12 protein-coding genes are annotated in these 12,911 nt (G+C 49.2%); 8 read left to right on the top strand and 4 right to left on the bottom strand.

Annotation, left to right across the window (positions count from 1 at the left end):
- Positions 1-327 precede the first annotated feature (327 nt).
- A complete protein-coding gene (locus Q1A04_RS06035) occupies positions 328-507 on the top strand; it encodes a hypothetical protein (RefSeq protein WP_299702556.1) in 180 nt (59 codons plus the stop codon).
- A gap of 92 nt (positions 508-599) precedes the next feature.
- Here Q1A04_RS06035 and Q1A04_RS06040 read toward each other — a convergent pair whose 3' ends face one another.
- A complete protein-coding gene (locus Q1A04_RS06040) occupies positions 600-1,232 on the bottom strand; it encodes a hypothetical protein (protein WP_299702563.1) in 633 nt (210 codons plus the stop codon).
- Positions 1,233-1,474: 242 nt separating this feature from the next.
- Here Q1A04_RS06040 and Q1A04_RS06045 point away from each other — a divergent pair, with 242 nt between their 5' ends.
- The 4 genes from Q1A04_RS06045 to Q1A04_RS06060 all read left to right on the top strand — a co-directional run bounded on the left by Q1A04_RS06045 (position 1,475) and on the right by Q1A04_RS06060 (position 5,774).
- Positions 1,475-3,913 carry a GAF domain-containing protein gene (locus Q1A04_RS06045; RefSeq protein WP_299702566.1) on the top strand — a complete coding sequence of 813 codons (2,439 nt, stop codon included), beginning with the start codon at positions 1,475-1,477 and terminating at the stop codon, positions 3,911-3,913.
- A 240-nt stretch (positions 3,914-4,153) separates the two neighbouring features.
- The gene (locus tag Q1A04_RS06050; RefSeq protein WP_299702569.1) at positions 4,154-4,948 is read left to right on the top strand and encodes a hypothetical protein; all 795 of its coding nucleotides are present in this window, start codon (positions 4,154-4,156) and stop codon (positions 4,946-4,948) included.
- 147 nt (positions 4,949-5,095) lie between these two features.
- Positions 5,096-5,320, top strand: a complete 225-nt coding sequence (locus Q1A04_RS06055; RefSeq protein ID WP_299702572.1) for a CDGSH iron-sulfur domain-containing protein — start codon at positions 5,096-5,098, stop codon at positions 5,318-5,320.
- 31 nt (positions 5,321-5,351) lie between these two features.
- On the top strand, positions 5,352-5,774 hold the full coding sequence (locus tag Q1A04_RS06060; protein ID WP_299702575.1) for a DUF2007 domain-containing protein: 423 nt from the start codon (positions 5,352-5,354) through the stop codon (positions 5,772-5,774).
- A gap of 54 nt (positions 5,775-5,828) precedes the next feature.
- Here the strand turns inward: Q1A04_RS06060 and Q1A04_RS06065 are convergent, their stop codons facing one another.
- The gene (locus tag Q1A04_RS06065) at positions 5,829-6,080 is read right to left on the bottom strand and encodes an acyl-CoA-binding protein (RefSeq protein ID WP_299702578.1); all 252 of its coding nucleotides are present in this window, start codon (positions 6,078-6,080) and stop codon (positions 5,829-5,831) included.
- A 121-nt stretch (positions 6,081-6,201) separates the two neighbouring features.
- On the opposite strand from Q1A04_RS06065, the gene Q1A04_RS06070 reads away from it, so the two are divergent.
- The gene (locus Q1A04_RS06070; protein ID WP_299702581.1) at positions 6,202-8,403 is read left to right on the top strand and encodes a S9 family peptidase; all 2,202 of its coding nucleotides are present in this window, start codon (positions 6,202-6,204) and stop codon (positions 8,401-8,403) included.
- 202 nt (positions 8,404-8,605) lie between these two features.
- On the opposite strand, the gene Q1A04_RS06075 is transcribed toward Q1A04_RS06070, so the two are convergent.
- On the bottom strand, positions 8,606-9,604 hold the full coding sequence (locus Q1A04_RS06075) for a zinc-binding dehydrogenase (protein WP_299702584.1): 999 nt from the start codon (positions 9,602-9,604) through the stop codon (positions 8,606-8,608).
- A 127-nt stretch (positions 9,605-9,731) separates the two neighbouring features.
- Between Q1A04_RS06075 and Q1A04_RS06080 the strand changes: the two genes are divergently transcribed.
- Entirely contained in the window at positions 9,732-10,235 is a 504-nt protein-coding gene (locus Q1A04_RS06080) for a GNAT family N-acetyltransferase (protein ID WP_299702586.1), read from the top strand.
- Positions 10,236-10,301: 66 nt separating this feature from the next.
- Here the strand turns inward: Q1A04_RS06080 and Q1A04_RS06085 are convergent, their stop codons facing one another.
- Entirely contained in the window at positions 10,302-11,534 is a 1,233-nt protein-coding gene (locus Q1A04_RS06085) for a S8 family peptidase (RefSeq protein WP_299702589.1), read from the bottom strand.
- 420 nt (positions 11,535-11,954) lie between these two features.
- On the opposite strand from Q1A04_RS06085, the gene Q1A04_RS06090 reads away from it, so the two are divergent.
- Positions 11,955-12,764: a peptidylprolyl isomerase gene (locus Q1A04_RS06090; RefSeq protein ID WP_299702592.1), complete on the top strand. Its 810-nt coding sequence runs from the start codon at positions 11,955-11,957 to the stop codon at positions 12,762-12,764.
- Positions 12,765-12,911 lie beyond the last annotated feature (147 nt).

Genomic DNA, 12,911 nt, shown 5'->3' on the forward strand with positions numbered 1-12,911 from the left:
TAACACACTCTCTTCAAGCGTTTTTGTTCACAGAAAGCGGCTTTTACTACAATTCAACTGACCTAGCTGGTATAAGCTTATCCATACTGGCGCATGCCCTGTAGTTATTGTTGCCATAATTTTTATATGAGGGCTCAGCAGTCGGAAGAACCGCTCCATAAGCAGTGAAAGGGTAAATCAAGCTACATCTCCCGAAAGCACACACTGAAGATTCATATGGCTTCAGATTGTTTAACTATTCTAGCGTCGCCTCGTTTCTAATAAAATAAGGATGAGTTAGCTTTTAACTCATCTTAGAAGTCTATCAACTACTTAAAACCTAAAGCTATGACAAAGGGACACAATCAAGACAAAAACAAGTCGCAGCAACAGCCTGAGGCAAAGCATAAAGGCGGTCAGGAAGGGAACCGTAGCCTGAGCGATCAGCAGAAGAACAAGGACCCGAATCAAGGCCGCAATGAAAAGAAGGATCAGTCTGGCGGCACCAAGGGGCAGAACGCCATTTAGAAAGGTATAAACTAAAAACAGCCGGGGCGTGTAGTATTGCAGCTACACGCCCCGGCTGTTTTTATACAGTACGTAAACCCTTCAAGGTATACCTAACGCTGCTCCCGCATGTGGTTATACCTGTCTTTGGCGTCGCGGCTCTTGCGCAGCGTGTTAAACTCCACTTGTAGGGCGGCCAATTTCATTTTATCGCTGTTGCTCATTTGGCTGAGCACTTGCTGCTTGCGATCGCTGAGCTGCAGGTATACATGCTCGGCATAGTCCCAGTCACGCAGACTCCAGTCGGAGCGCTGTGCCCGTACGTTTTCCATGAACCGGATAAAAGTGCTTCGCAATTGGCTGGCTTTTAACTGCCCGATCTTATTTGTGCCAGCTAGGCGACGCTCCCAAGTGGCAGCCGTTTCGCGGTTAAGCGGCTGCCCGTAGCGCTCTTCCTTCTCGGCTTCCCACTCGTTGTAGCGCCCCTTCAGTTCACCGTACTCCTGCTTCGAGGCTTCCGTCATTTGGCTGCTGCCCCGTTCCAAGCTTTGCGTCTTGGCTTTAAACTCTTGCTTGATCAGAGGCCATTCAGCCCGTGTTACACTATCACCTTGGCTCACTCTTTTGTTCATCCAAGTGCGGAAATCTTCGAGGTCCTGCTCCAGTTTCGATTTGGTCTGCGCCTGCGCACTAAGCGTGCACATTACTAAAAAAAGTGTCAGTGCGGCTAGTAAGGTCTTTTTCATGGTCTTTGTTTTTTATCGCGGATCGTTTTTCTAACAGTGCTTCTCAATAAATATTATGCCAAAACATTTAGTTACCACTATATTTTTAGCGCAATAACTAAACCTATCGAATACCTAATGCATCGAGCGCTATCTTTTTGCGGTGGCTTACGTTTAAAGCATCAAAGGTAAGCAGGTTTGCCTAAACCGCACTTGGGACTGTGCCACACACGTTCTTCCCCCATCCAAACAATCGAATTTATATGCGTAAAACAAGGGACAACTTCCACGAAACCGTTGTTTCTATACCTAACCGGGACGAAATCAAACTGAGCGCCGAGCGCTTCCCATTTAAGGCGACACTCAGCCTGTCGCCGCTTATCTCCTACTGGGAGAACAAGATAGAGACTGACCCGAACTGCAATGTGGCCCGTGTAAACGAGCTGGCCAGCCTACTGCGCAAAAACCCTGAGCTACTGGAGCCCATCGAAGACGTTTCTATTATAGAAAAACACATCGACACGGTGGACATCCTGATGGAGGACATCTTCCCGAGTGCCCTCTGGGAGAACGACCTGCGCGCCACGGTGCGACCCTTTCACTTCGACAGCTTTTACTCCACACCCCGCCTTGAGGAGCTCGACCTGCTGGGCGGCGGCAACTATACCGAGAAGCTCAATCTCAACCTGAAAACGCTTATGTTCAGGCAGACCCTGTCGGCCTATACCCTGATTCTGGAGAAGTTCTACAACGCCAACTTTGTGGTGGACGAGCCTTTTATCTTCACCATCAAAGATAAATTCACCAAGCTCGACCGGCACTACAAACTCAGCGTCGACCTGAAATTCATGAAAGTGAAGGCCAAGGGAGAGATCAAGAAACTGAAAACGCAGGAGATCAATTTCCTGATAAACCGCTACAATGATCTGGATCTGTGGATGAAGAAGCTGCCACCCGAGAACTTCGAGTTCAGCGGCTTTGCCATTTACGACTTCACGGACGTGACCAACGAAGAAACCATTTCCTCGCTACGCTACGACCTGTTGGATCAGGATTCGGTGACAACTCAGGAAGGCTTCGAGGACCTGCAGCAGAAACTGCGGGTGCTGTTCGGACTGCCCGGCCTGCGCCTCGGCCTTGCCTCCTGCCCCGCACAGCAGGAGCTTGACACCAACTACGCCCGCAAAACGTGGAACGGCTTGGTGCTAACCAAGACCTGCCACGTAAAACTGGAAGATCTGAATGATTCTATTTATGCTCCGGTAGTAAGCAGTGGCAATACCATTGTGGTGGACGACTTGGAGCTGCTGGAAGAGCCGGGTATTTTGGAGAAGGACCTGATCAAGACAGGGGTGCGTAACCTCATCATCGCCCCTTTGCACTATGAGGGCAAAACCATTGGCATGCTGGAACTGGCCTCGCCTATACCCGGTGAGCTGAACGCCCTGTCCACCATCAAACTTAAGGAAATCCTACCCCTCTTTGCCCTTGCCCTTAACCGTATGCTGGAGGAGTTGCGCAGCAGCATCCAGAACATCATCAAGGAGAAATACACGGCCATACACCCGATCGTGGAATGGCGCTTCACGCAGGCGGCCATCAACCTCCTCGACAAGATGGACCGTAACGTACCAGCAGAGATAGAACCCATCGTGTTCCGCGACATCTACCCGCTTTACGGGGTTTCCGACATCCGAAGTTCCGCCTCAGAGCGCAACAAGGCCATACAGGGTGACCTGCTCGATCAGCTGGTGCTGGCCAAAGAAGTGATCTTGGCCGCCAAGGATAATTTGCCGCTCTCCATACTGGATGAGCTGGTGTACAAAATTGACAAGTACTCGCAGAGCATGGTGCAGGAATTGAGTTCTGGCGATGAAGCAACCGTTCTGGAGTTTTTACGCACCGAGATAGAACCGCTTTTTAACCACTTTGGCCCAAAATATCCTTCTACACAGAAAGCGATTGAGAATTACCGTAAAGCCACCAATAACCCCAACCATGTCGTGTACAACAAGCGACGGGCCTACGAGGAAAGCCTATACCTGATCAACGACACCATCTCGAGGTTTTTGGACCGGGAGGAGGAGAAGGCGCAGCATATCTTCCCACACTATTTTGAGAAGTACAAGACAGACGGGCTGGAGTATAATATTTACATAGGGGCCTCGCTACTGAACAACGGCCACTTTGAGGAGATATACCTTAAAAACATGCGTCTGTGGCAGCTCATGCTCACCTGCGAAATCGCACGCCGCATACACAAGCTGCGCGCCAACCTCAAACTTCCGCTCGAGATTACGCAGCTCATTCTCGTGCATAGCAGCTCGATCTCTATTCGTTTCCGTTTGGATGAGAAGAAGTTTGACGTGGAGGGTGCTGACAATATCCGCTACGAGATCATCAAGAAGCGCATCGACAAAGCCACCCTGCGCGGTAGCGAAGAGCGTTTGACACAACCCGGCAAAGTAGCCATTGTCTATACCCAGCCACGCGAGGCGCAGGAATATATGCGCTATATCGACTTTCTGCAGGCAGAAGGCTATGTAGAATCGGAAGTAGAGGACCTAGAATTAGAGGAATTGCAGGGTGTGCAAGGACTGAAGGCGCTACGCATCAGCGTTAATTTCCAAGAGCAGCTCCGCCACGATATTGATGCCGGCGACGAGCTCCTGCAGATAGCCCGAACAGCCGCCTTAAACTAAAATTGCACTTTTACCTAAACCGAAACTTTTTTTCATACCTCAATCAAATAACAAACACCTAAAAGACAGACACTTATAAACAATACCTTGTAGCAGGATTCTCCCAAGCACAGGCTAGTCTTTGATTTTATTTACATAGGTGCAATTTTTTTTGCGTGAAGGGCGTTTTACCTGAGACTGCCGGGGAAATGCCCCGTGCTGTTTATTTATTTTCACTTTTCAACTTTTAGCCAAATGAAATTGAAAAACAGATTTTTACCCGCCATGCTTGTTTTTGGCGCGGTAGCGTTCTCCTCTTGCGAGAGAAGCGAACAGGACTCAGCCCAACCGTCGTTTGACCAAGGCACCCTGTCGCATGTGATGATGGACTCTTCGGAGGTTACCTCTTACCAAGTAGTGGGCCAGTCCTTAAATCAGGTGAACCACTACAACCAGCAAACTGGTGAGGTGGAGAGTTTCGACAAGTATGAGCGCGACAACCAAGGACGTCTTCTCAAGAGCACGACCTATGCAGGCAAGGGCCAAGTGGTGCTAGCTGAGCAGCACTTCACCTATAGCGACAAGGGACAGTTGAACAAGTCCGTGTCGACTTATTTTTCAGGAGGCAAGCCAGAGTACCAGTCTTATGCAACTTATTCTTACAACGCTGACAACAAGCTAGAGAAGAAGTCTGTTTATGCGGGTACAGAGGAAGAAGGTGCGTTAAAGTCTTTCACGACTTTCGAAGTGCTGCCAAACGGAAACTACACACAGGAGCAGCAGTTTGTAGTGGATGGAACCGGAACGGCCAAGCTTTACTCTACCACCACCAATTCATTCGACTCTAACCCGAACCCATTCCAAGCTTTTGCGGAACCGGGAACGGCCAGCAGCACAAACAACCTCGTGCGTTCAGCAATGGAGGTGCATAACAGCAAAAAAACCTTCACGCGCACCTTCACTTACGAGTATGGCGAAAACGGCTTGCCGACTAGCCAGACTGTAACCCTGCCAAACGGTAAAACACAGAAATTCACTTACGTGTACAGCAACTAAGTCTGTCACAGAAGCTTGAGAGCACCAGCCCCCGAACATAGCCTGTTCGGGGGCTGGTGCTTTTATGGCGATGCATTATTCTCGTTTTTGCACGGAGGTAATGTGCCGTAAAAAAGCTATATTTGTTATTGTACTAAACACGAGACAATGGCAAAGACTAAAATAACAGTGAACAACAATGGTTCGCTCCGCATTGAGGGCGAATTTGAGATAGTGGACAAGGAGGGCAATGTGTATGGACTCGGCGGTAGAGAGTTGGTATCCATCTGCCGCTGCGGTTTGTCTAAGAACAAGCCTTTCTGCGACGGCTCCCACAAAGGCCACTTCGAGCATGATGCGCAGGCTTTTGACCTGCCTCCTAAAAAACAGTAACAAGCAGCTTCAATAACACAACCTGTTTACCATGGCAGAGCGCCTGATCACCGTTGCCACCTTCAGCCAGCCCACTGAAGCCCACATTCTAAAAGGTCGCCTCGAGGCGGAAGGCATTCCCTGTTTTTTAGGGGATGAGCACATTATTGCGGCCCAGCCCCTGTACTCAGTGGCCGTGGGCGGTGTGAAACTGCAGGTCACGGAAGGAGACGTGGAAGAGGCGCTCGAAATGCTGGCCCGCATACAGGGCGGCACAAGTGAGTACATCCTAGACGATAACATCGAACTGGCCTCGCCCACGCAAGTGTATCACGATGTAGAGATCTGCCCCATCTGCGAATCAAAAAATATTTCAACCAAGGGATTCTTCGGAGGTGTGCTGGGTATAACGCTGCCCTTTGTCAGTCGCCGCTATGGCTGCCACGACTGCGGCTATACTTGGAAAGAAAACTAAAAAAGCGCCCCGTGGGGCGCTTTTTTTATACCTGCTTTTGTATACCTGCTGGTTTTACTTCAGGCTGTTCACCAACTGCACATACTGTGCGCGGGCATCCTCTTGGCTTGTTCCTTCCAGATTCTTCCAAGCATCCCATTTGGCTATGTTTTTAAAATCGAAACCACCCGGGCGCTCCGTATTCACATCACCTTCCGTGGCCTGCTTGTACAAACTGTAAAGCTGCAGCAAAATGTTGTTCGACGGACGCTCCGTTAGTTGCTTGGACTGCACTACCGCCTGCTCAAATTCTTCTTGTGTTGCCATAGTTCTTCTATTGTTGTTTTGCTGTAACAAGGTATAAAAAAACACGCTGCATGCATAACTTTTATTTAATTAAATGTTTGCTGGATTTTGTTTATTTTAGATCGATCAATTGATACACACTATGAAAAAAGCACAGATTAAAGCAACAGCCCCGGCCTTGTTACTCTCCGCCTGCCTCGTAGCGGGATCCGGCTGCAGTTCCAGCCAACCCACAGCTACAGCCACTACCGCAGAGCAGACCACTGAAGCAGCTGTTAGCACCGCCCAGCCACAGTTACCACAGCCTCCTGCGGCTGCCAAAAAGCCGAAAGAGCTTACTGCCCACGGCCATACTCGCGTGGATAACTACTACTGGCTGAACGAGCGTGAGAACCCGGAAGTGATCGCCTACCTTAACGCCGAGAACGATTATACCAAGCAGATTATGGCCGATACGGAAGACCTGCAGGAGAAACTCTTCAACGAGATTGTGGGGCGCATCAAGCAGACCGACGAGTCAGTGCCCTTCAAGAAGAATGGTTACTTCTACTATACCCGTTTCGAGGCAGGCAAAGAGTACCCGATCTATGTCCGCAAAAAAGGGAGTCTGGATGCCAAAGAAGAGGTGATGGTGAATGCCAACGAGCGTGCCGAGGGTAAGAGCTATTATGCCGCCGCTGGTATGAACGTGAGCCCCAACAACCGCCTGCTGGCTTTTGGCGAGGACACCGTGAGCCGTCGCCAGTATACCATCCGCTTCAAAGACCTGCAGACCGGCGAGCTGCTGCCTGACCGCATACCTAACACCACGGGCGGCGCTGTGTGGGCTAATGATAACAAGACCGTATTCTATACCATGAAGGACCCTTCGTTGCGCTCTTTCAAAATCTTCCGCCATACCTTGGGCACACCCACCTCGCAGGACAAAGAGGTGTACCACGAAGCCGACGAAACCTTCAGCACCTTTGTGTATAAAACTAAATCCGAGAAATACATTATCATCGGCTCCAGCAGCACTTTGTCGCAGGAGTACCGCTTCTTGGATGCCGCCAATCCAACTGCCAGTTTAAAGATCATTCAGCCGCGTGAGCGAGGGCTAGAGTACGACGTCGACCACTTCGGTGACAACTTTTACATCCGTACCAACAAAGACGGCGCCACCAACTTCAAGCTGATGAGGACCCCCGTAGGCAAAACCACCAAGGAAAACTGGAAAGAGGTGATCCCGCACCGCGCCGACACCTACTTGGAGGGCACTGAGATCTTTAAGGATCACCTCGTGCTGCAAGAGCGAAAAAATGGCCTAACGCAGTTGCGCATCAAGAAGTGGAATGATCCGAAAACCGATTACTATGTGGATTTTGGGGAAGAGGCCTACACCGCCGGCATCAGCGTCAATCCAGACTTCGACAGTAAGGTGCTGCGCTATGTGTACAGTTCTCTCACCACCCCAAGCTCCACGTTCGACTACAACATGGAGACAAAGCAGAAAACCCTGCTAAAAGAACAGGAAGTAGTGGGCGATTTTGACAAGAACAACTATGAGGCCAAGCGCATCTATGCCACCGCCAAGGATGGCACCAAGATTCCGGTATCGTTGGTATACCGCAAAGGCCTGCAGTTGAACGGCAACAACCCGACTCTGCAGTACGCTTACGGTTCTTATGGCATCAGCATGAACCCGGGCTTTAGCTCCGTGCGCCTCAGCCTGCTCGACCGTGGCTTTGTATATGCGATTGCGCACATCCGTGGCGGTCAGGAAATGGGCCGCCAGTGGTACGAGGATGGGAAGCTAATGAAGAAGAAAAACACTTTCACCGACTTTATCGACGTGTCGGAATACCTGATTGAACAGGGCTACACCAATCCGGACAAACTTTTTGCCCAAGGCGGTAGCGCCGGCGGTCTGCTAATGGGTGCAGTGGTGAACATGCGCCCTGAGCTGTACGAAGGCGTGCATGCCGCCGTACCATTTGTGGATGTGATCACGACCATGCTCGACACCAGCATACCGCTGACAACCGGAGAGTTTGATGAGTGGGGCAACCCAGCCAATAAGGACGCTTACGACTACATGCTGTCTTATTCGCCTTATGACAATGTGGAGGCTAAAGAATACCCGAACATGTTGGTAACGACTGGTCTGCACGACTCGCAGGTACAGTACTTCGAGCCAGCCAAGTGGGTGGCGAAACTGCGAGAGATGAAAACCGATGACAACCTGCTGTTACTCCAGACCAACATGGAGGCTGGCCACGGCGGCGCATCCGGCCGTTTCCACCCATATCGCGAAACAGCTCTGCAGTATGCCTTCTTTTTGAAATTGGCAGGGATAGAAGAGTAGTTGTTTAATGGATAATGAGTTATGATTAATACTCTTATAACTTATCCTTAGAGACAAGAAACCCTGCTGCAAAGGATTTTGCAGCAGGGTTTCTTGTTTATTTTGTCATTTCGAGCCCAAGTGAGAAATCTGAACTGGAAACATTAAGCCAGACCTCTCCTATCGTCGAGATGACAGAGAGGATTCTAATCGTATAATCAGTTTAACCTACCTTCACCACGATCTTGCCGAACTGCTTGCCGGTTTCCATGTAGCGCATGGCCTGTTCGGTTTCCTCCAACGGAAACACGATATCCACCACCGGCTTCACCTTCTTCTCTTCCACAAAGGCCACCATACGGGCAAAGTCCTCGTTGGTGCCCATGGTACTGCCGTGTATGGCCAGTTGCTTCCAGAAAATCTCAGCCGGATTTATCTGCCCAATCATACCTGTCGTGCCGCCGTAAATACCAATGCGGCCGCCCGGATTGGCCAGTTTTACCAACTGCACAAATCCTTCGCCGGCAGCCCCGTCAATGCTCACATCGAAGCCACCTACTTGGGATTTTAACTCTTTTCCCCAGTTTTCTTTTTTATAATTGATACCACCGGCTGCACCCAGTGCTTTAGCCTTTTCGATCTTCTCGTCTGAGCTTGATGTTACCCATACCTCAGCGCCAGCTGCTACGGCAAACTGTACCGCAAACAAGGCTACGCCCCCTCCTGCACCAGTTATCAATACACGCTCACCGGCCTTGAGGTCGCATTTGGTAAACATGGCGCGGTAGGCCGTCACGCCGGCCAACGGCAGGGCGGCTGCTTCTTCGAAGCTCATGTGCGCTGGCTTGCGGTGCACGTTGGACGCCAGCACTTTTACATACTCAGCAAAGGTACCGTCCTGCGGCATGCCTAGCACCTTGTAGCCTTTGCCATGCGCATGGGGGTTATCGCCCCAGTCAGTAGAGGGGTCGATCACCACTTCCTGTCCTATCCAGCTTTTATCTACACCCTCTCCCACTTCTGTCACGATGCCTGCGCCGTCGGAGCCGAGTATGGCCGGGTAGTCCTTAGTAAAATAGCGACCATACTGTATCCAGACGTCGCGGTGATTCAGGGCGGCGGCTTTTACTTGGACAATGGCTTCACCGGGGCCAGCGCTAGGTTTTTCTTTTTCAATCAGTACAAAGGGACTCTTTATTCCTTCGAGGTAGATGGCTCTCATAGTTTGCGGTTTTAGGGTATACATACAAAGTTATAACTTCTGCCCAAAGTCGGAAATGATACCAGTTCAGGCATTGGCTTTTTATACGGGAGCGCCTATCTTCGTTGCATTGTAATTGAAACAGCAAATGAACAACAAGTACAGAATACAGCAGGCAACTACCAACGACATACCCACCATCAATCAACTGGCCGAGGCTATTTGGGAACCGACTTATCGTCCCATTCTTACGCGCGAGCAGATCGATTATATGTTCGGGGTCATCTATACCCAAGAAGCGCTGGAGCGCCAGATGCAAGAAGGGCAAACGTTCTTACTACTGTACGACAAGGCCGATCCGATTGGTTTTGCGGCATATTCCATTAAGAACAAAGATGAACGGAGCTACAAACTCAATAAAATATACCTGCTTCTGTCACGGCAGGGCGAGGGACTGGGTAGGCTGTTGCTGGAAGAAGTAGAAAGCAGGGTAAGTAGCGCCGGAGCCCAGTACCTAGACCTGAATGTAAACAAGTATAACAAGGCCAAGGCATTTTATGAGCGCTGTGGCTATCAAGTCCACTTAGAAGAGGACATTCCGATTGGCCCCTACTGGATGAATGACTATGTGATGCGCAAAGCTTTAGCATAACAAAAAACGGGCAGCCTTTTGGCTGCCCGTCTCTTTACTATCCTTGGGTATCGGTTACAGGTTAGATTATAGGTGTGCGATTGGATCAGCGTTGCCGTCTGGGTCACCTTTCACGTAACCATCAGTATTGAGGTTGCCGTGCAGCAACAAACCTGCTACGTGTGGAGAAGCCATCGACGTACCACTGATGGTATTATAGCCACCATTCATCCAAGTAGAGTTAATGCTTACACCTGGTGCGCAATAGTCTACCGGCGGGTTGCCATAGTTAGAGAAGCTAGCCCATGTGTCAGTAGAGTTCATGGCTGACACAGTATAGATGTTAGCATGATTAGCACGGGCTGGCGATGAGTTGTTAGCATGCGTTGACTCATTACCAGCGGCAAGAGCAAACTTAATGCCTTTGTTGGCAGCAGCTATAACAGCATCGTCAAGTGCCTGAGAAGTTGGGCCGCCGAGGCTCATGTTGGCCACATCACCGGCTTTACCGTTTGCAGCTACGTAGTCCACACCGGCGATTACACCAGAGTAAGAACCGCTACCACGCGAGTCAAGCACCTTTATAGCAACTACAGTTGCATCATAAGCTACACCAACCACACCGATCGTGTTGTTTCTTGCAGCGATTGTACCGGCTACGTGTGTACCATGGCCATTGCCATCGTCAGCAGAGCCGGCATCTTTACCGGAAGTGAAAGCAGTAAAGCTTCTTGCCACGTCAACGTTAAGGTCTGGGTGATCCAAATCAACACCAGAGTCAATTACCCAAGCAGTTTTACCAGCACCGCTCGCATAGCCTACGCGAGTAATACCGTAAGGCACAGTTTGTCCTGGATCAGAACCGCCACCACCTGGGCCTTTTCCTGATGGAGGAGCCAGCATCACGATTCTGTCTGGCTCAATATAAGCTACGCGCGGGTCCTTACGAAGTGTTTCCACTTGCTCATCAGTAAGTTGGGCAGCCATACCTACGATAGCTTTACCGTAAGATTGCTCTATGGTGGCATTGGCTATGCCATTAGCAGCAAGAAGCTCTGTGCCCATTTCACGCACTAAGCCAACACGCTCTGCATAGGTAGTAGCGGCATCAAGACGAAGGTTACCATCTTGATTAAATACAACAATATACTGTCCTTTGATGATAGCGCCATTTTGGCTGGAAGCCTGTAGCGCCTCGGTTGCATCAGTAGCTTCAGGAGCTTCGTTATCGCAAGAAGTAAAAGTTAAAGCAGCTGTCGAAAAAGCTGCACCAAATAGGACAGAACGCAGTGCGTTCTTTACGCGTAAGGTGTTTTTCATTCTTGTTAAAAGTTAGGTTAGTTAAAGTTTTAAGGTTTTAATTAAGGATAGTGGGATCTAAACTATTAAATAGAATTTATATATACAAATAAAAGTATAATTTTTTTTGAAATATTTTTCTCAATCTAGCCTTACGATATTGCCACACCGCACTGTGTTGCAACATCTAAATTGCACTGTTTCTCTTTCTGTTTTTTGTGGTATATACATCAGTCTAGGCATATTTCGCACCACTTCACCGTCAGTCAGTCAGAGCTGGCGGCCTTATACGTAGTTGATAAAATAAAGTAAACACAGTCAATTCACTATCTTTTATAAATACAATTTTAATCAAGCTTTAATAACAAAATCAAGCTATATAACTTGTCTATATACTGTAATTTACTTATATTAACAGGTAGCACTTAAAAGCATGTCTATATGAAAAACACGTTTCAAGTATTTTTCCCGTCGCGCATAGTCTGGGCAATTGCCTGTTTAGTAGGTCTATTTGCCTGTCAACCCAAGACGGAGGAGCAGGCCACTACCGAGGAGCATGAAACTAACCAAGAGGCGACGCTCGAGCCACTGACCTCTGAGAATGTCGTGGAAGTGTTAACCGTGTATGAGAAGAAGCACCCTGACAGCCTTATTCTCATTAGCACGCGCCATGGGGACATTAAGCTGCGCCTCTATAAAGAAACCCCTATGCACCGCGCCAACTTCGTGCGCCTCACCAAAGCCGGGTTCTACGACCAAGGTGAGTTCTACCGCGTGGTAAAAGGATTTGCGGTGCAAGGCGGCGACTCCGACAACCGCACCATGAAACAAGGTCCTTACAAAATTCCACAGGAGTTTCACCCACAATACATCCACAAACGCGGTGCTTTGGCTATGGCTAGGTATGGCGACGAACGCAACCCTGACAAGGAGTCTTCTTCGCATAATTTTTACATCACATTGGGAGAGCCTAGAACCCTACAGGAACTACGAGCCTATGAAGCGCAGCATAATATGAAGTATACGCCGGAGCAGATCGAACTTTACACTACAATCGGGGGCGAACCTGCACTAGACCAAGAGTACACCGTATTTGGGGAAGTTATAGAAGGAATGGATGTGGTTGACAAAATAGCCGAAGAGCCAGTGGACGGACAAAAATGGCCACTCACGATCGTGCCGCACAAAATCAAAACAGTAAACAGCTTTTCAGCTAACAGTAATCAGGAAGCAGTTAACAGTGAGCAATAATCAGTAAGCATTTAACACCTTAGAAACCATTATAAAACAGAGCGCCCCGTTCAATCTTGAACGGGGCGCTCTGTTTTAAGGAAGCAGTAAGTTGAAATTTGGTTTACACCATTTTCACTGTTTACTGTTAATTGATCAATGAAAACC

Source organism: uncultured Pontibacter sp. (assembly GCF_947499215.1).
GTDB lineage: Bacteria > Bacteroidota > Bacteroidia > Cytophagales > Hymenobacteraceae > Pontibacter.